Annotated in this window: 19 protein-coding genes; all 19 read right to left on the bottom strand. The window is 33.5% G+C overall.

The window, feature by feature from the left end:
- Positions 1–32: 32 nt before the first annotated feature.
- Positions 33–497 (bottom strand): SsrA-binding protein SmpB, encoded by a 465-nt coding sequence (gene smpB / locus DW1_RS07175; RefSeq protein WP_074349935.1) that lies wholly within the window; start codon positions 495–497, stop codon positions 33–35.
- Positions 498–569: 72 nt separating this feature from the next.
- The gene (gene rnr / locus DW1_RS07170; RefSeq protein ID WP_074349934.1) at positions 570–2681 is read right to left on the bottom strand and encodes a ribonuclease R; all 2112 of its coding nucleotides are present in this window, start codon (positions 2679–2681) and stop codon (positions 570–572) included.
- 21 nt (positions 2682–2702) lie between these two features.
- The gene (locus DW1_RS07165; protein ID WP_074349933.1) at positions 2703–3254 is read right to left on the bottom strand and encodes an HD domain-containing protein; all 552 of its coding nucleotides are present in this window, start codon (positions 3252–3254) and stop codon (positions 2703–2705) included.
- Positions 3255–3407: 153 nt separating this feature from the next.
- On the bottom strand, positions 3408–4577 hold the full coding sequence (locus DW1_RS07160; protein ID WP_074349932.1) for a D-alanine--D-alanine ligase family protein: 1170 nt from the start codon (positions 4575–4577) through the stop codon (positions 3408–3410).
- A 102-nt stretch (positions 4578–4679) separates the two neighbouring features.
- Positions 4680–6329 carry a UDP-N-acetylmuramoyl-tripeptide--D-alanyl-D-alanine ligase gene (gene murF, locus DW1_RS07155; RefSeq protein WP_074349931.1) on the bottom strand — a complete coding sequence of 550 codons (1650 nt, stop codon included), beginning with the start codon at positions 6327–6329 and terminating at the stop codon, positions 4680–4682.
- Positions 6330–6545: 216 nt separating this feature from the next.
- Complete coding sequence (locus DW1_RS07150) at positions 6546–7319, bottom strand: alpha/beta fold hydrolase (protein ID WP_074349930.1); 774 nt, start codon at positions 7317–7319, stop codon at positions 6546–6548.
- A 548-nt stretch (positions 7320–7867) separates the two neighbouring features.
- Positions 7868–9892, bottom strand: a complete 2025-nt coding sequence (locus tag DW1_RS07145) for a sodium-translocating pyrophosphatase (RefSeq protein ID WP_074349929.1) — start codon at positions 9890–9892, stop codon at positions 7868–7870.
- Positions 9893–9923: 31 nt separating this feature from the next.
- Positions 9924–10154 carry a preprotein translocase subunit SecG gene (gene secG, locus DW1_RS07140; RefSeq protein ID WP_074349928.1) on the bottom strand — a complete coding sequence of 77 codons (231 nt, stop codon included), beginning with the start codon at positions 10152–10154 and terminating at the stop codon, positions 9924–9926.
- 173 nt (positions 10155–10327) lie between these two features.
- Positions 10328–11623 carry a phosphopyruvate hydratase gene (gene eno, locus DW1_RS07135; RefSeq protein WP_074349927.1) on the bottom strand — a complete coding sequence of 432 codons (1296 nt, stop codon included), beginning with the start codon at positions 11621–11623 and terminating at the stop codon, positions 10328–10330.
- 106 nt (positions 11624–11729) lie between these two features.
- Positions 11730–13262 (bottom strand): 2,3-bisphosphoglycerate-independent phosphoglycerate mutase, encoded by a 1533-nt coding sequence (gene gpmI / locus DW1_RS07130; RefSeq protein ID WP_074349926.1) that lies wholly within the window; start codon positions 13260–13262, stop codon positions 11730–11732.
- Positions 13263–13274: 12 nt separating this feature from the next.
- Positions 13275–14018, bottom strand: a complete 744-nt coding sequence (tpiA, locus tag DW1_RS07125; protein ID WP_074349925.1) for a triose-phosphate isomerase — start codon at positions 14016–14018, stop codon at positions 13275–13277.
- Between the two features lie 12 nt (positions 14019–14030).
- Positions 14031–15227 (bottom strand): phosphoglycerate kinase, encoded by a 1197-nt coding sequence (locus DW1_RS07120; RefSeq protein ID WP_278335732.1) that lies wholly within the window; start codon positions 15225–15227, stop codon positions 14031–14033.
- 81 nt (positions 15228–15308) lie between these two features.
- The gene (gene gap / locus DW1_RS07115) at positions 15309–16319 is read right to left on the bottom strand and encodes a type I glyceraldehyde-3-phosphate dehydrogenase (RefSeq protein WP_074349923.1); all 1011 of its coding nucleotides are present in this window, start codon (positions 16317–16319) and stop codon (positions 15309–15311) included.
- Positions 16320–16348: 29 nt separating this feature from the next.
- Positions 16349–17386, bottom strand: coding sequence for a sugar-binding transcriptional regulator (locus DW1_RS07110; RefSeq protein WP_074349922.1), 1038 nt, complete (start codon positions 17384–17386; stop codon positions 16349–16351).
- A 409-nt stretch (positions 17387–17795) separates the two neighbouring features.
- Positions 17796–18632 (bottom strand): YjjW family glycine radical enzyme activase, encoded by an 837-nt coding sequence (locus tag DW1_RS07105; RefSeq protein ID WP_074349921.1) that lies wholly within the window; start codon positions 18630–18632, stop codon positions 17796–17798.
- 1 nt (position 18633) lies between these two features.
- A complete protein-coding gene (locus DW1_RS07100; protein ID WP_074349920.1) occupies positions 18634–20118 on the bottom strand; it encodes a YjjI family glycine radical enzyme in 1485 nt (494 codons plus the stop codon).
- 244 nt (positions 20119–20362) lie between these two features.
- A complete protein-coding gene (rpoN, locus tag DW1_RS07095) occupies positions 20363–21742 on the bottom strand; it encodes an RNA polymerase factor sigma-54 (protein ID WP_074349919.1) in 1380 nt (459 codons plus the stop codon).
- A 241-nt stretch (positions 21743–21983) separates the two neighbouring features.
- Positions 21984–22916, bottom strand: coding sequence for an ABC transporter permease (locus tag DW1_RS07090; protein WP_200800490.1), 933 nt, complete (start codon positions 22914–22916; stop codon positions 21984–21986).
- Positions 22913–24019: an ABC transporter permease gene (locus DW1_RS07085; protein WP_074349917.1), complete on the bottom strand. Its 1107-nt coding sequence runs from the start codon at positions 24017–24019 to the stop codon at positions 22913–22915. The genes DW1_RS07090 and DW1_RS07085 overlap by 4 nt, the downstream gene beginning before the upstream one ends.
- Positions 24020–24036: the final 17 nt, after the last annotated feature.

Raw genomic sequence — 24036 nt, 5'->3', positions numbered from 1 at the left:
AGATTCCTCACCTTGCTCAAAATGACAACTAGTTAGTATTTTTCACTTAAATGTCTTTGTATTCTTCTCTCTGCATCTTTCTTTGCTATATCTTCTCTTTTATCATATAGCTTTTTACCTTTCGCTATAGCTAACTCTATCTTTACTTTGCCATTCTTAAGATATGCACTTAGAGGTACTAGGGAATATCCTTTTTGAGTAATATAGCCTACTAGTTTTCTGATTTCTCTTTTATGAAGCAATAGCTTTCTTTTTCTTAGAGGATCCACATTGTATATATTGCCTTGTTCATAAGGACTTACATGCATACCATAGATAAAGACCTCACTATTTTCAACCATAGCATAGCTTTCTTTTAAATTAACCTTACCCTGTCTGAAGGATTTAACCTCCGTACCAGTTAGGGCAATTCCTGCTTCTATTGTTTCCTCTATAAAGAAATCATGTCTTGCTTTTCTATTTGTTGCTAATGTTTTAATCTGCGTATTTGTACTCATAGGACCCCCACCATAACCAATTTAGTGCAAATTAAATTATAACAAAAACATATAATTATGTCAACTTCATTTTTAAATGAGTACAAAATCAATTTGTCTATTTGCCATATCCGTTCCTACTACCCTGATTCTTACTTCATCACCAATTCTATAAATCTTTTTAGTCATTTCACCTATGAATCTATAGTTTGGCTGGTCATATTCATAATAGTCATCTACTAGTGTACTAATATGTACTAGTCCTTCTATTGTATTTCCTAGCTCTACAAATATTCCGAAAGGCATAACTCCAGATATGATGCCGTCGAACTCCTGTCCTATTCGGCTTGCCATATATTCTACTTTCTTTAAATCTTCAGTTTCTCTAGATGCTTCATCGGCAGTTCTTTCTGTTTCTGATGCATGCTCTGCCACTCTTGGTAAAAGAGTCCTTAGCTTTTCTATTCTTTGTTCATCTATCTTATTATTGATAAATTCTTTAATGATTCTATGAATTTGAAGATCAGGATATCTTCTAATTGGTGCTGTAAAGTGTGTGTAGTACTTTGCAGCTAATCCAAAATGCCCCTCAGCTTCTGCACTATATTTAGCCTTTCTCAACGACCTAAGCATTAAAGTATTTATAATTGTCTCTTCTCTTGTATTTTCGATTTTTTTAAGAAGTTCTTGAAGCTCCTTTGGATGTACCTCCTGCGAGCCTTTAAGATGATATCCAAAGTTATGAATGAACTTATTGAATTCATTTATCTTCTCCATATCTGGATCCTCGTGTATTCTATATAGGAATGGTATATCAGTCCAATACATGTATTCAGCCACTGTTTCGTTGCTTATTAGCATAAATTCTTCTATTATTCTATTGGCTATTCTTCTGTCATATTTTCTGATATCTATTGGCTTGCCTTTATCATCTAGTATAATTTTAGACTCTGGAAAATCAAAATCTATACTTCCTCTTTCTTCCCTCATTCTAGTCAGTATTCTACAAAGCTCCTCGGCCAGCTTTAAATCTTCTAAAATATGAGCATAACGTTCTTTTTGTACTGGATCATCATTTTCAAGTAAATCTGATATATCATCGTATATAAGTCTTTCCTTACTTTCTATAACAGTTTCTAGTATTTGATGATCAACTACTTTACCGTTATTGTTTATCTCCATAAGAATACTTAATGTCAATCTTGGAACTCCTGGATGCAAACTACATACACCATTTGACAGCTTTTTAGGAAGCATAGGTATAACTCTATCTACTAAATATACGCTTGTGCCTCTTTTTAGGGCTTCTTTATCTAATGGGGATTTTTCCCTTACATAATATGTTACATCAGCTATGTGAACCCCTAACTTATAGTTTCCATTTTCAAGCTTCTCAATTGAAATAGCATCATCTAAATCTTTTGCATCTGCACCGTCTATGGTAAATATATTCTTATCCCTTAAATCTAATCTCCTCTTTATTTCCTCTTCACGTATTTCTTCAGGTATTCTATCAGCCTCTGCATAAACCTCTTCTGGAAAATCCTCTGGTAAACCGTATTTTTTAAGTATAGCTAGAATATCTGTTCCAGTATCATTTTTATGTCCTAGAATTTCAATTACCTTGCCCTCTGGATTTCTTCTTTTTTCTGGCCACTTAGTAATCTCTACTATTACTATTTCGTTAGTCTTTGCACCATTAATTTCAGACTTTGGTATGAATATATCCATATTTATTCGTGTATCACTAGGAACTACAAATCCAAAATTCTTGCTGTTTTCGTATACCCCAACAATTGTCTTATTAACTCTTTCTAGGATTCTAATTACTTCTCCTTCTTGCCTTCTACCTTCACTGTTTTTTGTGATAAGTCTAACTACTACTTTATCTCCATGTAGTGCTCCATTCATATCTTGAGCTGAGACAAATACATCTTTAAGTTCTTTATTATCTGGTATTAAAAAGCCAAATCCTCTCTGATGACATTGCAACCTACCCACCACTAAATTCATTTTTTCAGGAATTCCATATCTATCTTTATGTGTTTTGATGATAAGGCCTTCATTTTCCATTTCGTCCAATAACTTAAAAAAATCTCTATAATCTACTGGTTCAATTTCAAAGGCTCTTGCAAGCTCTTCTCTTAACATAGGCTTGTAGGCTTGTTTTTCCATAAACTCTACTATTTTTCCTTTAGTGTTCATACATATAACTCCTCCATTTTATTAAAGTTCCAATATATCATTAATTTGCCTCATTGAGTCAAGTCCTATACTAATAAATTCTTCTAAAGTAAGACCTAAATCACTACATGCACTTATTTGTTCTCTGTTTGCACCCTTTGCAAATGTCTTTTCGTGAAATCTGTTTATTACAAATTGAGTATCTATAGCGTGGAGCTTTTTTGCTGGAGAAATCAGCGCAGATGCTACAATTAGTCCAGTTAATGGGTCAGTACAAAATAAAGCCTTATCCATTAGTGACTTTCTCTCTAATCCATGTACTTTATTATGGGCTTTAATTGCATAAACAATATCCTTATCATAGCCTAATTCCTCTAGCATTGCTCCACCTACTAGGCTATGTTTTTGTGGATCATCAGCTGTAGTATCATAATCTATATCATGAACTAATCCTGCTATTCCCCATCTATCTTTGTCCTCACCAAATCTCTCTGCAAGCCCCCTCATCACAGCCTCTGTGGCATACATATGTTTCAGTAAGTTTTTATTCTTTATATTTTCTTTTAAATGCTTCAAGGCTTCTTCTCTGTTCATTTTATTTCTCTCCTTTGTATGTACTAACTTTATAACATTAATGAAACTTATTCCAAGACTCTTATTCCATATTATAGCATAGTTTATTACCTGTGGTTATATTTTTTTAATATAAAAGACATGATTATAATCAACCATGTCTCAAATAAAAATTTATATTTTCTTTGCTTTACTTCCACCAAATTCTATTCTTTTAAATAAATCAACATCATATGAATACATGTTTTCATTTTTTTCTTTATGTGCTTCTAATGCTATATCTATTAGCTCAGTGATTAAGTCTTTAAAGCTAATTCCCATTGGTTCCCACAAATAATAAGCAACTGAACCTGGTAGAGTATTGATTTCATTTACAAATACCTTTCCGTCTTGATCTAGTAAGAAGTCTATTCTTGCATTTCCCCTACAGTCAATAGACATAAAAGCTTGCTTTGCTATCTCTTGTATTAGTTTAGTTGTCTCTTCTGGAAGGTCAGCAGGTATGTTTCTTCCTCCACCCTTTGAACCTTTACTATTACTGCTAATATACTTATCTTCATAAGTAAGTAGCTCTTTCCATCCTACTGGCTCTTCACATAATGATGCCTTTACATTATCATCATATCCCATAACAGCGCAGTTTATTTCTCTAGGATTTTCAACGCTTTTTTCTACTATTATTTTTCTATCGTATCTTATTGCTATTTCAATTGCATCTATTAGCTTTTCTCTATCCTTAGCCTTTGTGATGCCTACACTTGAACCGAGGTTTGCAGGCTTAACAAAAACAGGATATCCCAACTTCTTCTCAACATCATTTATTATTGCTTCTCTGTCAGTAGTCCATTTCTTTCTAAAGAACCATATATAGTCTACTATAGGCAGTCCATGTGCCCTAAATACATCCTTCATTGCAACTTTATCCATACCAACTGCAGAAGCCATAACTCCTGCTCCTGTATATGGAATATCTATTAACTCAAGTAATCCTTGAACTGTTCCATCCTCAGCATTAGTTCCGTGAAGTGCTGTAAATATCACATCTACATTTTCTATAAGCTTTTTCCCTAAAAAGCCTATGCTTTCTGGATGAGAATATAATTTCTTGTCATTATATATGGGAGTCAATATAACTTCTTTTAAATTCTTTAAATTATCATCCTTAAAGTTCTTAAAATTCATTAATGACTCGCCAGTAAGCCATTTGCCTTCTTTGCTTATATATATAGGTAATACATCATATTTTGTTTTATCTATATTTTCTATAACTTGCATACCTGTAATAACAGAAACTTCATGTTCCACGCTTCTGCCACCAAAAATAACACCTACTCTTTTTTTCATAAAAATCCCCCAATTCTATATTAATAACTAAAATGTATTGAGTTTTAAAAAGAAAGTTGCTGTAATACAACTTAGAACTTTATACTAACTTATAGGCTAGTATTACTCGTTGTAGTTATCAGGTAAATCATTTTCAAACAAAACTACATCTTTAGGTCTAACGATTTTTTGCAATACTAAGGTAGCTTCATTTAAGCTACTTACAACAAAAACATTGTCCTTATTAAAGTCTTTTTCAAATATGCCTTCATAGATAGGCTTGGTTCTATTCTTTCCTACAAGTATAACATAATCACAGGCGTCGGCTATATATCTTCCAAATTGTCTATTAGCTTCTTCTTCTTCCTGACCTAACTCTATCATTCCAGGGGTTACAATTATCTTTCTACCCTCTTTAAATTGACTGATAACATCTAGGGCTGCTTTTGAACTGACCGGATTAGAGTTAAAAGCATCATCAATTATTATTATCCCTGTGCCTGGATTTATAAGCTGCAATCTATGAGGTACTGGCTCTACATTCTTGATACCTCTTGCAATTTCTTCGAAGGTTAATCCTAATGCTACCCCCACACAAGCACCTGCTAATAGGTTTACTATGTTATGCTCTCCTAATAGCTTTGTTTCACATTTTATAGAGTTCCCATTTTTATCATTTAAAATAAATGTTGAGCCTAATTCTGATACTTCTATATTGGTTGCATATATATCTAGTAGCTCAGTATTTTCAGTTCCATAAAGTAATTTTTCTTTAAATGTCTTATCTGCAAGCTTTCTTAAATACTGATTATCATAGTTAAATATAGCAATCCCATCTGGTGGTAGTGATTCAATCAGCTCATATTTAGTTTTCATTATATTATCAATATTTATAAATGTATCTAAGTGTGTAGGTCCAATTGAAGTAATGACACCTATTTTAGGCCCTGCCAATTCTGCCATTTCCTTGATTTCGCCAATTTTTCTTGCTCCCATCTCTACTACAAATGCATCATATTCATCAGTTAATGTGTTATTAATTACCTTACTAACCCCCATTGGAGTGTTGTAGCTTTCTGGAGTTTTTAATACATTAAATTTTTCTTCTAATATCTTAGCTGTAATAAATTTAGTACTTGTCTTCCCATAGCTACCAGTTATCCCAACTATATTGAGATTTTCAAAACTTCTTACTTTATTTCTTGCCATATCATAATAATACTTGTTTATTGCTCTCTCTATAGGTTTTACTAATATATTAGCTAAGCAAAAAGTATACGGTGCTATGTAATACAATATTGTACCTATTATAAGTAAAATTTCATAGTTATTGAAAAAGTCCGTTGTAGTTAAGCTATATACTATAGTAGAAACTATTAAAACCAATACATTGACTACATACATAGAAGCTAATAACCTTTGTGCTCTCTTAGTGTATACTAAATCTTTTTTTACATTCTCTTTTTTAAATTCGGTTGAGAGAATTGTTAAGGCAGACCAAACTATGATATTAGCCGGAATTAATAGTTTTTTTCCTGTAACTGGAGCTAAAGTAATTAACGCAAAAATTACAGAAGCTATTACAGGTACATTAATCTTAGAGCCAAATACCTTATACTTAAATTCTTTTACCCATCTTAAATAATTTCCATTTGAATACCCTTCTAGCTGCAACATATGTAGCATATATCTACTTCTATAAAAAAAAGATATATTCCAAATGACAATACTAATAACTGCAAGTATTATCATAAGGCTATTACTGTTTAACATCAAATTCACTCTCCTAAATATTACAAATTAACAGCATAACTTTGCCTTTTTATAATCTCACATACTTGTTTTACTTATATATACAAGTACAATGGTATTTGCATAGGTATTATAATATTTTGCATTACCAAATACTTTTTATATTTTATATTGTCAAATATTTTTATACTCTAGTTTTCGCAAAATACTTTATATTTTAGTTTATCATAATAAAACTTAATTAACCTTATCCTTTTCAAGAAAGCTGTCTACTATAACTTTAAATCTAATAAACTGATCAAGATATGAATAATGTCCAGCATTTTCTAAAACCACTAGCCCACTATCCTTAATTTCCTTTTCCATTATCTCTCCCATATAAACAGGTGTTGCATCATCATCCCTACCCCATATCAAGAGTGTTGACGCTTTTATCCCATTTAATAAGGGACGTAAATCCTCATTAACCAGCTTTACTAGTATTTTTCTCATAATTCCATCTGCATCCTTATAGTCATCAGAACCAAATTTCTTGTAAAAGCGTTCCATTGCTTTTTCCTTGTTCATCCAGAAGAAAGCCAGACTATATAGCTTTTTTAATGTTTTAAATGTGTAAACCTTAACATAGTATTTTAGTTTTCTTTTTGGAATTAGGCCAGCACTGTCTATTAAAATCATTTTCTTCACTAACTCCGGGTACTTATTGGCTAAAACTAAGGATACTCTTCCTCCATGAGAGTGACCAATTAGTATTACTTCATTCATTTCCATAATGTCAATAAACCTTTTTATAATTCTAGCATAGTCAAAAGCGCCCAAAACTTCCTTAGGTTTCTGACTCTTGCCACAACCAGGGAAGTCTATGGCATATACCTTAAAATGATTCTTAAGGTAATTAAATATTGGCATTATGGTATCAATACTTGCACCCCAGCCATGAAGGATTAATATGTTCTTTCCTTCTCCCTCGCATATGTAATTTAAGTCCATATTTTCAATGTTTACATTCATACCCTGTTACTCCTGTATAATTATAATTTACTTTATATTTGTCATGACATTTTTATATTTTGTCTTTATATCTAAAAAAAAATCTAATTAGCCTTCATACTTATTATATTTCTTTTTCATCTAGCCTTTACACTTATTTTGCAATTTACTTTTAAAGTACTATATGATTATATCAGAACTTTTGATAATATTCCATAGTCTATATTCTATCGCGTTTTAGCTTTTTTTACCATGTTCGTGTTCTTTCTTCTTAAGTTTGCGAGCGGATACTATTTTCTACATTTACTGACAATTTATCATGTCCTGATTGCACAAAATCTAACAATATTAAAGGCCTAGAATTCACACATTCAGTATGATTCTAAGCCCTTGCATATCTTATTAAATTTTATTTAGATATCCCATCATTTTTTATAATTTACTTTTAAAGTTTACTATAGGTTACTCAATAATTTAATTTTTTCTCTAATTAACATATTAACATCAACTGATAAAGAGCCAAAAAAAGAAGGCAATTCATAGAATCACCTTCTCATATGCTATATTAATTAAAATAACTTGCTTATTAAACCTGCACCTTCATTAATTAATAAGAAAACAGGTCCAAATACTAATGCTACAATTGTCATTAGCTTAATAAGTATGTTGATTGATGGTCCTGATGTGTCTTTGAATGGGTCACCAACAGTATCTCCAACAACTGCTGCCTTGTGAGCCTCACTACCTTTACCACCATGGTTACCTTCTTCGATGTACTTCTTAGCATTATCCCAAGCCCCACCTGCGTTAGCCATAAATATTGCCATTAGAACTCCAGTAACTAACGAACCAGCTAGTAAACCTCCTAATGCATCAGTTCCTAGAATTACCCCTATAGCTATAGGAGCAATAACTGCTAACAGTCCTGGGAAAATCATTTCTCTTAATGCAGCTGCTGTACTGATGTCAACACATTTTCTGTACTCTGGCTTTGCTTTACCTTCCATTAGTCCAGGAATTTCTCTAAACTGTCTTCTAACCTCTTCTATCATACTGAATGCTGCTTTACCAACAGCTTTCATTGTAATAGCTGAGAATAGGAATGGTAGCATACCACCAATTAATAATCCAGCAATTACTGTTGGTTGAGTTAAGTCTATGCTAGAAAGATTTACTGCTTGTGTATAAGATGCAAATAATGCTAATGCTGTAAGTGCTGCTGAACCTATAGCAAATCCTTTTCCAACTGCTGCTGTTGTATTTCCTACAGCGTCAAGTTTATCTGTAACATTACGTACTTCTTTTGGTAATCCACTCATCTCTGCTATACCACCAGCATTATCTGCTATTGGACCATAAGCATCTACAGCTATTGTCATAGCAGCCGTAGATAGCATACCTACTGCAGCAAGTGCTATACCATAAAGACCTTTGGCAGGGTCTGCTATTCCTCCTGTAGCAAAGAAAGCTACAAGTATACCTATAGCAATAACTATTATAGGCCATGCAGTAGACATCATACCTACTGATAATCCACCAATAATATTAGTTGAACTTCCTGTTTCTGATTCATCTGCGATGCTTTGAACAGGCTTGAAATCTCCTGAAGTATAATACTCAGTAATTCTAGCTACGATTAATCCTACTGCTAGTCCAGAAAGTATTGCAATAAAAGGCTGATATGAATCTAACATACTCTTACTTAAGAAGAATGCAACAATAACTGTTAGTACTGAACTTACAAGCGTACCAGTATTAAGAGACTTTTGAGGATCTGAACCTTCTTTAGCTCTTACAAAGAAAGTTCCTATTATAGAAGCAATTACTCCAACTGCTGATAACACTAATGGGAATAATGCTCCATTTGCATCAAATACTACTACACCTAATGTAATAGCTGATATAATTGAACCTACATAAGATTCAAACAAGTCAGCACCCATACCTGCAACGTCACCTACGTTATCTCCTACGTTATCAGCTATAACTGCAGGGTTTCTTGGGTCATCTTCTGGAATACCTGCTTCAACCTTTCCTACAAGGTCTGCTCCTACGTCGGCAGCTTTAGTATATATACCTCCACCAACACGTGCAAAAAGAGCTATTGATGAAGCACCAAGTCCAAAACCTGTTATAGTTGCTGGATTACCTATAGTAGCATATAGAATACCAACACCTAAAAGTCCTAACCCTACAACTGCCATTCCCATAACTGCTCCACCAGAGAATGCTACGCTAAGAGCTTTATTCATTCCACCATCCTTTGCAGCGCTAGCAGTTCTAACATTGGCTTTTGTAGCAACTTTCATTCCAAAAAATCCTGTTAAAGCTGAAAAAATCGCTCCAATTAAGAAGCTTACACCAGTTAATATATCTATCCCTAATGATAAAATTATAAATAATATAACAACAAATATTGCTAAAGTTTTATATTCTCTTGAAAGAAAAGCCATAGCACCATCTGCAATGTAAGATGCTATTTCCTTCATTCTATCATTACCAGGAGATACCTTGTTAATTGTTGATGCTTTATACAAAGCGAATAACAGCGCAATTATCCCAACAACTGGTGCTGAGATTAAAAATATGTCCATATACCCTTTCCTCCTTGACTAAAAATTACTATTACTGCAATGCAGTTAAAACTAATGCTGATATAACGAACACTATTGCAGATATTGTAGTTATTTTACTAAGTATTCCTTCATAGCTTCTTCCTTTGTTTTTACCCCAAATGCTCTCTGCTCCACCGCCTATGCTGCCAGATAATCCAGCACTTTTTCCTGACTGTAATAATACACTAGCAATAAGTGCCAAGCTCGCTATTACAATTAAAATATAAAATAATGTTTGCATCTTTCCACCTCCTGTTCTGTCTCATGAACACAATAATTTTAACACAGTGGCAATATAAAATCAACAAGTATTTAGGTGTTTATGAGCTTTTAAACCTAATTGCCGAATACTATCAATAGTTGACTATTGATAGTATTCGGCAAATTTAGGAAATTCATACCTTCTTGCTTACTTTATTTTCTTTTTATGTTATAAAAGACTTCTCTTCCTCTATACTGGCTAGATTCACCAAGCATATCTTCTATTCTAAGCAATTGATTGTATTTAGCTACTCTATCTGTTCTTGAAGGTGCACCTGTCTTTATTTGTCCAGCATTAACAGCTACTACTAAATCAGCAATAGTAGAGTCTTCAGTCTCACCTGATCTATGTGAAACAACTGCTGTATATCCAGCTCTCTTTGCCATTTCAATAGCATCAAGGGTTTCTGTAATAGTACCAATTTGGTTAAGCTTAATTAATATTGAGTTAGCAACTCCAGTTTGAATGCCTTTCTCTAGTCTTTTTGTATTAGTTACAAATAAATCGTCACCTACTAATTGAACTCTATCTCCTAATCTTTCTGTTAAGGCTTTCCAGCCTTCCCAATCTTCTTCATCTAAACCATCTTCTATTGATATAATAGGATATTTATTAACTAATTCTTCGTAGAAATCAATCATTTCAGCCGAAGTGAACTCTTTTCCTTCACCTGCTAAAGTATAAACTTTAGTTTCTTTGTTGTACATTTCTGTAGCAGCTACGTCTAATGCTAAGAATACTTCTTCTCCTGGTTTATATCCAGCCTTTTTAATTGCTTCTACTATAGTAGCTAGAGCTTCTTCATTAGAGCTTAAGTTTGGAGCAAATCCGCCTTCATCACCTACAGCAGTATTTAATCCTTTATCCTTTAGAACTTTCTTTAAATTGTGGAATATTTCTGCTCCCATTCTAAGAGCTTCTCTAAAAGTAAGTGCCCCAACTGGCATTACCATGAATTCTTGAATATCTACATTATTATCAGCATGCTCTCCACCGTTTAGTATGTTCATCATTGGAACTGGTAGGGTTTTTGAATTTACTCCACCTAAATATTGATATAGTGGTAATCCTAATGTATCAGCTGCTGCTTTTGCAACTGCCATTGACACTCCAAGAATTGCGTTAGCTCCTAGTTTCCCCTTATTATCTGTACCATCAAGCTCTATAAGCCTCATATCTATAGCTACTTGGTCTAGTGCATCCATCCCTATAATTTCAGGAGCTATTATCTCATTGACATTATTTACAGCATTAGTTACTCCTTTGCCTAAATATCTATCTTTGTCATTGTCTCTTAATTCTACAGCTTCAAAAGCACCAGTAGAAGCACCTGAAGGCACTGCTGCTCTTCCATATCCATCACTTTCTGTCCATACCTCAACCTCTACTGTTGGATTTCCTCTCGAGTCAAGTATCTCTCTCGCATAAATGTCTGTTATCATTGTCATGGTTGTTAACCTCCTTGTTTTAATTCGACCAATAGTGAGCAGTAGTTGAACAATTGTTTAGCTATCGCTACACTATCATTAAACTACTGTTCCACTATCGCTAAAACTACTTAATTATCAATGATGTTCCAGTCATTTCCCGGGGAATTGGAACATTCATAATATCTAATAAAGTGGGGGCAATGTCTGCTAAAATTCCTTCCCTCAGCTTTACATTACCTTCGCCTACAATTATACATGGTACTCTATTAGTAGTATGGGCAGTAAGCTTCCCCCCTGTTTCTGTATCTATCATCTCTTCAGCATTCCCATGATCTGCTGTAATAAGCACTTTTCCATTTACTTTATTAATTTCATGAACTATTTCACCAAGACAAGCATCAACTATTTCAATAGCTTTTACAGCTGCATTAAAATCTCCTGTGTGTCCTACCATATCTGTATTAGCAAAGTTAAGTACAATTAGATCATATACTCCACTTTTAATTCTGTTTATTACTTCATTTTTAACTTCTATAGCACTCATTTCAGGCTTTAAATCGTATGTTGCTACCTTTGGAGAGGGTATCAATATCCTGTCTTCACCTTCATTTGGTTTTTCAACACCTCCGTTGAAAAAGAAAGTAACATGAGCGTACTTTTCAGTTTCTGCAATCCTTAGTTGCTTCATGCCTAATGAACTTATATACTCACCTAGTGTATTTGTATAGCTTTGAGGTTTGTAAATTATTTCTACGTTTTCTATGGTCTTATCATACTGAGTCATGCACACATAATGAGTATTGACCTTTTTCTTACGCTCAAAGCCTTCAAAGTCCTCATCTACAAATGCCCTTGTTAATTGTCTTGCCCTATCAGGCCTAAAGTTAAAGAATATAATAGAATCTCCCTCATCTACTACTGCAACAGGCTTATTTTTATTCATTATTACTGAAGGCACAACAAATTCATCTGTTAATTCGTCTGCATAAGATTTATTAATAATCTCTATTGCTGAACCTCCAGTATTGCCTACTCCTAGAGTTAGTGCTTCGTAAGCCAACTGAGTTCTATCCCATCTCTTATCCCTATCCATTGCATAATATCTACCTGCAATTGTAGCTATTTTCCCTACTCCAATTTCTGATATCTTTGCTTCTAATTCCTCTAAGAAACCTTTACCACTTTTAGGAGGAACATCTCTCCCATCTAAGAAGCAGTGGATATATACATCCTCTAGCCCTTTAGACTTAGCAAGTTCTAAAAGCGCATATAGATGACTATTGTGACTATGAACTCCTCCATCTGATAGTAGACCCATTAAATGTAACTTTGATTTATTCTTTTTACAGTTTTCTATAGCATCTAAAAGTTCTTTTTTATTGAAGAACTCTTTATTCTCAATAGACTTTGTTATTCTAGTCAATTCTTGATATATTATCCTTCCAGCACCTATGTTAAGATGTCCAACTTCAGAATTTCCCATTTGTCCCTCTGGCAATCCTACTGAAAGTCCACTAGCCTCTAGGGTAGTGCTTGGATAATTCTCCACTAAAAGTCTATAATTAGGGGTCTTAGCCTTGAGTATCGCATTTCCTTCGTATTCTTTTCCTAATCCCCAACCATCTAGTATTATAATTGCTACTAAGCTTTTTTTCATGTTTGCACCTCTTTAAAAACTAATTAGCTTAATAAACTCCTCTGGTTTTAAGCTAGCTCCCCCTACTAATGCACCATCAATATCTGATTGATTCATTATCTCAGTAATATTGTTTGGTTTAACACTTCCTCCATATTGTATCCTAACCTTGTCTGATACCCCTCTGTCATATTTATCCATTATTGTTGTTCTTATAAATGATATCATATCATTAGCTTCTTCTTTTGTTGCTGTCTTTCCTGTGCCAATTGCCCATATTGGCTCGTATGCAATTACAATCTTGACCATATCTTCCGCAGATATATCCTCAAAAGCTTTTAATACTTGAGATTTTACTACTTCTTTCTCAATATTGTCCTCTCTCTGCTCCAAAGCCTCTCCTACACAGACTATTGGAATAATATTATGCTTTAGGGCTGATTTTATCTTTTTATTCACAGTTTCATCTGTCTCATTGAAATATTGTCTTCTCTCTGAGTGACCAATTATTACATAATCTACTCCTATTTCTTTAAGCATTAAAGGTGATATTTCACCAGTAAAGGCACCGCTTTCCTCCCAGTGCATATTTTGTGCACCAAGCTTAAGCTTTGTACCAGATATGATTTTCTTTACTTCATTTAATGCTGTAAATGGAACACAGACTACAACCTCGACTTCTTCTTTTAAATTGTTCTTAATATCATTAACTAGTTGAATGGCTTCATCTATGGTTTTGTTCATTTTCCAATTACCAGCTATAATGGGTGTCCTCACAACTAGCCCTCCTTATTTATCCTCTATTGCAGCGATACCAGGAAGAACCTTTCCTTCAAAAAATTCTAGTGATGCTCCGCCACCAGTAGAGACATGTGTCATCTTATGATCTAATCCTGCTTGTTCTACTGCAGCAGCACTATCTCCTCCGCCTACAATAGTTATTCCATTTGATTCTGACATTGCCTTCGCAATAGCATTAGTGCCTTTTGCAAAGTTTGACATCTCAAAAACTCCCATAGGACCATTCCATAAAATGGTCTTAGCACTTTTTATTATTTCAGAGAAAGCTTCTATTGTCTTTTCTCCAATATCTAATCCCATCATATCTTCAGGCATTTTATCAACATCAACAGTTCTAAACTCAGTTTCATTCTTAAATTCTTTAGCAACTACCATGTCTAAAGGTAATACTAAGTTTACATTCTTAACTCTTGCTTTTTCCAATAGATTTTTCGCTAATTCAATTTTATCTTCTTCTACTAGTGATTTACCTATTTCCAATCCCTGTGCCTTTAAGAATGTGTATGCCATTCCACCACCAATTAGCAAGCTATCTACCTTATCTAGAAAGTTCTCAATTACGTTAATTTTATCTGACACTTTTGCACCACCTAATATAGCAACAAAAGGTCTCTCTGGATTAGACATTGCTTTGCCCATGATTTCAATTTCTTTTTTCACTAAATATCCTGATGCAGATGGCAATTGACTGCTTAGTCCAACATTTGATGCATGAGCTCTATGTGCAGTGCCAAATGCATCATTTACAAACATATCTCCTAATGAAGCTAGTTGTTTTGCAAATTCTTCTCCATTCTTCTCTTCTTCTTTTCTATATCTTGTATTTTCTAATAGTACTACATCGGAATTTTTCATATTATTTACTATTTCTTTTGTTATTTCACCTGCTACCATATCATCTTTTGCAAATATTACATCCTTATTTAGTAATTCACCTAATCTTTTTGCTACTGGCTCTAGTGTATATTTGGGATTAGGTTCTCCCTTTGGTCTGCCTAAGTGGGACATTACAATAGCTTTTCCACCATTGTTAATTATGTATTCTATAGTCGGTATTGCACTCCTTATTCTTCTATCGTCTGTTATTTCACCTTTATCATTCATAGGAACGTTGAAGTCGCATCTTACTAAGACTCTTTTTCCTGTTACATTTAAATCTTCAATACTCTTTTTGTTTAACATAATATCCCTCCCTAATGGCTATAACATCATAAAAATGTTCAAAATCCGGTTCAATAGCCTATACTATTGAACCGGTTCTAATACTTATTGCCACTTATTTGCCATTAACACTGCTAAATCTACAACTCTTGCAGAATATCCCCATTCATTATCATACCAAGAAACTATTTTCACCATATTGTCTATTACCATTGTCGATAATCCATCTATTATTGATGAACGTGGGTCTTTTCTATAGTCTATTGAAACTAATGGCTCATCTGAGAAACCTAGTATTCCTTTTAATTCGCCTTCTGCTGCTTCTTTCAATGCTTGATTAACTTCTTCAGCTGTTGTAGGTCTTTCTACTTCGAATACAACGTCAACTACTGAAACTGTTGGTGTAGGAACTCTCATTGCCATACCATTAAGCTTTCCTTTAAGCTCAGGAATTACTAATGCAACTGCCTTTGCTGCTCCTGTAGTTGTTGGAATAATAGATTCAGCTGCTGCTCTTGCTCTTCTTAAATCCTTGTGAGAGCCATCAAGAATTCTTTGGTCATTTGTATAGGCATGAACTGTTGTCATTAAGCCTTTTACTACTCCAAATTTCTCTACTATAACCTTTGCAAATGGTGCTAAACAATTAGTTGTACATGATGCATTAGATACTACTACGTGATTTACAGGGTCATAATCTTTTTCATTAACTCCCATAACTATAGTTGCATCTTCATTTTTACCAGGTGCAGTAATTATAACCTTTTTTGCTCCTGCCTTAATGTGCTTCATATTGCTTTCCTTGTCTCTAAACTTACCTGAAGATTCTATTACTAGGTCTACTCCTAGCTCTGCCCATGGAAGCCCTTCTGGATCTCTACTGTTTACTACTTTTATTTCTTTTCCATTTACAACTATTGCATCATCTGTAGAACCTACTTCGCCTTCAAATTTACCAAAACAAGTATCATACTTAAATAGGTGAGCCAAGCTTGCTGGGCTTTGTGAGCTATTTACAGCAACAAACTCTAGCTCTTTTACATTGTCCTCTAAGGCAATTCTTAGAACATTTCTTCCTATTCTTCCAAATCCATTAATAGCAACTTTAATTGACATTTAAATTCCTCCTTTAATATTATTAGCTACTATATTGTAGCATTTTTATTCATAGATAATATTTTTCTAGCTGCAGCTTCATCAATTACAAGTGTCAAATTTCTATGTAGTTTACATACTGCAACAATTGCCTCAGCTTTATCTTTTCCACCTGCTACTCCTATAACTGTGTTTATTTTCTTAAAGTCCTCTAGAGATAAACCAATTGTACTCGTCTCTAGAACAATATCTCCACTAGTATTAAAGTAGTGACCAAATGCTTCTGCTACTGCCCCTGCTTTTTTTATCTCGTCTATCTTATCCTGTTGTAATTCTCTCCTCTTGGCCATAACATCTGCTCTACCTATGCCAAAGACTAATATGTCCATATTCTTAATAATATCCAAAACCTCTTTTACCTCATGAACAGTCATTAGAGCATTTAAAGCTTCAATTCCAACATTATCAGGGACTTGCAGGAGCCTATAGCTTCCTCCTAGTTTTTTTGCAATTTTGGCCGCAATATTATTTGACTGTGTTTCAAGTTCCTTTCCCAGTCCTCCTCTAGCAGGGACTACTGTAATATTCCTTTTAGTCTTTTCAATTGTCATTTCTTCTGCAACTTGGGCCATAGTAGTACCACCTGTAATTCCTATAATATAGCCCTCCTTAGTAACTTGCTTTATAAGATTAGACGCTGTTTTGCCCATTTCTCTGAATGCAATGATATCGTCATCTAAATCCCCTGGTACAATATATACCTTATCTATGCTTAGCATATCCCTAATCTTTTTCTCTAAACTATTAAGCCCCCTTAATCCATGAATGTAATCCTTTAATTTATCAATTATTATTTTTCCTTCTTCTGTAACATTCATTCCATTAGTCTCAATGTCTAGAAGTCCTTGTTCTTTTAAAACACCTACTTCTGTTCTTATAACTCTTTCGCCAAGACCTAAATTATTGGCTAAAGCTCTTCTTCCTATAGGCTGATTATAATAGATATTTCTGAGTATTGAATACCTTTTCTCTAAAATATCAATTATTTCAGGTGTGATTTTTTTCTGAAGTTCAATCAGATCTTTCATCAAAACACACTCCTTGCGGACGAATTGTGTCCAAGATGTCGAAAAATGACCCATTATTATAACTGTATATAAAGCAAATCTAATACAATACTTAGTATTTCTTTTATTCTCTGCCATTATGCTTTATAGTCATTACTATTATTATTTTCTTAATTGTAGGTCATATGTAGTCCCGGAGTTTAAAAATTGTCCCGGTATTGGAATAAAAAAATAATCTCACCTTTATTATACTATATTAATAATAAAATTCAATACCTTTATATATTTTGTTAAGATAAAACTTTTTCATATTTTATCTTTTCAATTATTGTGTCCATTTATGACTAAGCTAATCCAACTAAAAAAGTACACCTACAAAAGTTAGATTTATTGACCAACTTTTGTTGTGTACTTTTAATTAAATGTTCCTTTATAACAATACTATATCTTTAAGCCCATTTTTTTTGGCAATGTCATGAAGTTCGTTCATCATTTCATCGGAAGGAGTATGGCTTTGAATCATGCCTGTTCTAACTCCTAAAGGTCTGTATTTTATAATTTTGTACCTTATATTAGGATCTAATTTTGCTATAAGCTTACTTATTTGATCAACATTATAATAGTTATTCAATACTTCAGGCACTATAACGGTCCTTACCTCAAAAAGCTTGTCTATGCTAGCTAATAGTTTTACATTTTCAAGGACTGTTGAGTTATCTTTTCCAGTAAGCATCTTATGTTCATCACTATCAAAGGATTTAATATCTACCATTGCCTTGTCCATAACATCTAGTAGGTCCTTCTTGTCCTTAAGAGGTATATATCCATTGGTATCAGCAAATGTAGTTAGTCCAAGTTTCTTTGCTTCTTTAAATAATTCTGTTAGAAAGTTTGCCTGTAACGTACATTCACCACCTGATACTGTTATACCAGAAATAAAGGATTTGACTTTTTTTATCTCAGCAATTATCTCTTCTACTGTCATCTCAACTACCTTTGGGGAGCTATTTCTATTACATGCCTTAAGACACTCATCACATTTCTCACAAGCAGATTTATCCCATATAACCTTTCCATCTACTATTGATAATGCATTATAATGACATGCATCTACACATAGTCCACAGTTGTTGCATTGGTTTATAGTCTCTGGATTGTGGCAGTAAAGACAGTTAAAGTTGCAACCTTGAAGAAAAATCGCAGTTCTGTTTCCAGGTCCATCTACAGAGCTAAAGGGAATAATTCTATTTACTAAACCTCTTATCATTTTACCTAACCTTTCTCTCAAGTATCCTAGAATTGTTGGCTGCACCTAATCCCAACACTACTGTATCTTGGAGTACTTGCTCTCCCTTAGCTAGTTTCTCCATATCTGATTTCTTTACAAGATATCCAGTTATTCTAATCACATCACTATCTGATGAGTAGAGAGAGAAATATCTCATTTTTTCTTTAAATGCTCCTTTGATTATGTCTAAGATTGATTCTGGATTTTTCTTTGCAGTTTCCTCAAATGGGAATATATCACCTATTCCAGATGGGAAGAACTTATGGAATAATGCAGTTTGAATTATATGCTCATGAAGTTCAGGTTCTTCACCAATAGGAATTCTACATCCTGGACTAATACCATAATCTGTTTCAATACCTACTTGAGCATGAAGTAAAAATTTATTGTCTGATATTTTACAGTATGGATTATTATGTTTATTTACTTCTTCATTAAGTCTTTCTATAATCTTAACTCCTAGCTCATTAGCCTTATCGCTATGTCCAAATCTATCTGATTGTTTTTCGGAATTAATAAAATGGTTTACACATTCTGCAAGTCCAAACATCCCAAACATTGCTGTAAATCTATCTTTTTGTATCAAACCTTCTTTTACAAGGAAGTGTGTTTCAAAGAATCCACTTTCTTCAACAATAAACCTAATTCTTTCATCCATATATCCTGCCATTTTCTCTACTACATCAGGTAATACATTATCTAAGAAGTCTTGTTCATCCTTTGCCTTCTTTGCCAGTCCTGCTAAGTTTAATCTGACTAAAGTATAGCTTCCCCCGCCTATTGTAAGTCCATTATAACAGCTAACTATTGCATAGTTGTTATTAAATTCTTCTGCGAACATTTCATGGTTTGCAAAGCTAGGTTTAGCAGTCACTAAAGCTGTATCTATTGCTTCAATGGCAAAGTCATCTGGTGTGCTTTCACTGTATTTTAATGTAATATTTGGAATAGCTGTTTCTAACTCTTTTGAAGCTCTTAATATTAATCTGCCTGCCTTTGTGTCTGTTGGTCCAATATTAGCATGACAAAAAGAATCCGTTATTGTTCTATCTATATGCAATAAAAATAATTTTATAGCTTTATATGCTTCCTCTTCGTCTCCTATATATGGCTCTAATAATGTGTCTATATTTCCAATATAGACAGGGAAGGAAGTAATTGATGGTACATGTTTATAAAGAATTAAAAGATTATTTGTAGCCTCCCATATGTCCTTAGCAGGATGTAAGCCTAAGAACTCGCTTCCATTTTTCATAAATTTTTCATAATCAGGAACAATATACCTAGGTCTATATGGTGCATTTCCTTCATTGAGTCCACATATTATTCCTTCATCTCTAAGCCTTTGAACCTCTTCACTAATGTTTAATACATTTAAACTATTTTCTGCTGCTCGTGCAAGTGATAAAACTCTTTGCTCATATGTCAATGTTTTGTCTTTAATAATATCTAAAACTTCACTCATACTTCTCGCTCCTTTTTTATTTTTTATACCCAATAGGATAGTATTAAATTTTCTCTATTTATACTATCCATAAAATGTGTTTCATTAAAGACTTCCTTTGTTTTTTTGCTTGATAAAAACCTTTTTATATTTTTACCCAGTTTTTTGGCTACTAGTATATATATTTAATATTATTTTACACCTTTTATGTTATTTCGACAAATCAAATAAATTTGCCCTATTAAAAGTTATACAATGTAAGGTTTTAATATCTTCTTCTTCCAGATGAGGAAGCTATACCTAATTCGTCACGGTATTTAGCAATTGTTCTTCTAGATATATCTATATTTTTAGTCTTAAGAATCTTTACAATTTGTTGATCACTAAGTGGTTTTTTAGGATTTTCATTTTCAACTATCTCTTTAATAATTGATTTTATGCTCGTAGAAGATATAGTACCATCTCCACTACTTATTCCACTTGAAAAGAAATATTTGAGTTCAAATAATCCCCTAGGTGTTTGAATGTATTTACCATTAGTTGCCCTACTGACTGTAGACTCATGAACACCAATCTCCTCTGCAATGTCTTTCAAGGTTAAAGGCTTTAATGATTTTGTTCCTTTCTCAAAAAAATCAATTTGATACTTTAATATAGATTCAACTACTTTATAAATAGTCATCCTTCTTTGTTCTATACTCTTTATTAGCCACATTGCTGAGTTTAGCCTATCATTGAGAAAGTTCATAGTACTCTCGTCACTTGATTTACTTAATAATTGTCTATAATAATTATTAATAATTAATCTTGGTGAAGAAGAGTCATTTACTTGTATTACATACTCTCCCTCAACATAATATAAATAAACATCAGGTATGATATATTTAACCTCATCACTATCATGAGCAAATCCTCTACCAGGTTTAGGTTCTAATGATTTAATAAAATCGCATATCCACTGTACGCTTTTTAGACTAATATTTAACTCCTTTGATATTTTAGATAATCGATTTTGTGCCACATCTTCTAAATAGTTAATAATTATTTCACGAATGTCAGGATTATTTACCCCTTTTGCTTCAAGCTGTAAAAGTAGACACTCTTTCAGATTTCTTGCACATATGCCTGCTGGTTCAAATGTTTGAATTATCTTGATTACTTTTTCAACAAGATTTACCTCAACACTTAACTGCTCTGCTATCTCTGAAGCAGAGTTAATAAGATATCCATTTCTATCTATACATTCAATAATAAATTCTCCAATTTTCTTAAGTTTTTTGTCAAATATAGATAAATTTAGTTGAAAAAACAAATGTTCCTTTAAAGAGGTTCGTGCAGATACGTAGTTTTCAAATGTATTCTCATTTTCATCTCTATTTATTGTATTTCTATAGCTTATATCATCATATTGCTCTGAATATTCCTTCCAATCTACTTCCTTAAGCTTATTATCGTAAGCTTCAATGTTTTCCTCATTCTCTCTTTTATTTTCCAGCTCTAACAATGGATTATCTTCCATTTGCTTTTCAACGTATTGCCATAGCTCTTGCCCAGTAAATTGAAGTATTTGAATAGCTTGTCTTAGCTCTGGTGTCATAATTAATTTTTGCGCTTGCTCTAATGTCAAATCAAATCCTAGACGCATATGGCTCACTCCTAACATTACATTTTTATCTAATAACATAAAGTAGTTTATTATATTATCTTTAGTCCATCATTCCCTACTACTATTATATCAGATAATTAAAATTTTCGCAGAATTTAATGTTATTTACTAAAGAGTTTAAAAAAAAGATCCGTTCATTACTCTCTAGAATACATTCATCATGAGCAAATGATATGGATCTTTTAAATTCTAAAAAAATATAATTTTCTCTACATAAATTCTACTTTTCACCTTTATCATAAGGCTGACCACCTGCTGCTGGTCCTACTGCTCTTCCAACTACTCCTACTAAAGCTAAGACAGTAGCTACATAAGGTAAAGCTTGTAAAAGTTCTGATGGAACATTTAATCCAAGCATTGATGCTTGAATCTGTATAGCTTCAGTAAGTCCAAAGAAAATACATGCCAACATGGCTCCGATTGGATGCCACTTACCAAATATTACAGCTGCAATAGCAATAAAACCCTTACCAGCAGTCATACCTTCTCTAAATAGGTTTATAGTGCCTAATGATAATGAAGCTCCTGCAAGACCAGCTAAAGCACCACTAATCATTACACAAATATATCTAATCTTATATACATCGATACCAACTGTATCTGCAGCCCTAGGATGTTCTCCTACAGCTCTAACCCTTAACCCAAAAGGTGTCTTCCATAGAACATAGTAAGATATAGCTACTGTAGCAAATGCAATATATACAAATATTGGTATTTGTGCAAAAAATACTCCAATCCCGGGTATCTTTTCTAACACAGGAAATGGGTTCTTTGTTAATGCATTCTTTAACGGGTCAGTTTGACCAGAACGATGCCAAATAATTTCAAGTAGATATGCTGTAAAGCTTGCAGTCAATAGGTTTATAGCAACACCTGTAATAGTTTGATCTGCTTTCAAATGTACAGCTAATACAGCAAGTAACAAAGATGTAAGAATACCTGCTATAATAGCAGCTAATACTCCTAACCAAGGAAGATTAGTAAAATAAGTTGTTAAAACTGCAAAGAAAGCGCCCATTACCATAATACCTTCTAAAGCTATATTAAAAACTCCAGATCTCTCAGAGAATACTCCTCCCATAGCTGAGAAAATTAGAGGTGTAGCTAATCTTAAGCCTGAAGCAAATATGGCTAAAATCACTAGAAGCATTATGCCACCTCCTCAGTATTATTCTTTTTTTCCCTGTGCTTAGTTATGATTTTCACGATTTGTTCTCCTGCAATGAAAATTATAATAACTCCTTGGATTATTCCTACGATTTCCTTTGGAATACCAGCAATTTGCATCTTTCTTTCACCATTACTGAGTATTCCAAAAAGGAGAGCACTTACTAATACTCCAAGCGGATGGTTCTTTCCTACCAGTGCCACTGCTATACCTGTAAATCCATATCCAGGTAATGCAGGTGCCATATCAACCTTATAAGTTAGTCCTGCTACTTGTGCAGTTCCAGCTAAGCCTGCAAAAGCACCTGATATAAGCATTGCTGTTAAAAGATTTTTTGTAATACTAATCCCACCATATTCAGCTGCTAATGGACTTTGTCCAACAGAACGTATTTCATAACCTAAAGCAGTTTTGAATAGAATATAGTATGCAGCTATACAACATAGAACAGCGATTATTAGTGAGGTATTAACACTTGAATGCCCAAAAATTGAAGGCAGTATATCCTTAAATTTTGTAAGTCGCGCTGCCTCTGGCAATAATACAGTATGGGCCTTCTGTGTAGCACCTTCTAGTCTAGAAGGATTTAAAACTGTTCTAATACAATAGTTTCCTACAAACATGGCTGTATAGTTTAGCATTATACTCGTAATAACTTCATGTATCCCTAGTCGTGCCTTTAAGAAGCCTACTATAGAAGCCCATAAAGCTCCACCCAAAGCACCAGCTATCAGAATTACCGGAATTAAAGCAAAATGAGGAAGCCCTCTAAATATATGGGCTGAAGCTACTGTAAATATAGCTCCTGCAATATACTGTCCCTCAGCTCCAATATTGAATAGTCCGCATCTAAATGCAAAGGCAATTGCTAATCCAGTAAATATTAGCGGGGTAGTTTTAAGTAGTGTTTCTCCAAGGGCAGGAATACTACCTAAACTTCCTATTATTAAGGCTTCATATGCAACTAAAGGATTGTTTCCTGATATTATTATGAATATAGCTCCAATAACAAATGATAATAATACAGCTATAACAGGAAATTTTACATTTTCTATAAAAGCTCTGAATTTACTATCCTTCTTGTTCATTTTCTCACCTCTTTATT

Source organism: Proteiniborus sp. DW1, assembly GCF_900095305.1.
Taxonomy (GTDB): Bacteria; Bacillota; Clostridia; order Tissierellales; family Proteiniboraceae; genus Proteiniborus.
This window is presented reverse-complemented; position numbering and strand designations above follow the sequence as displayed.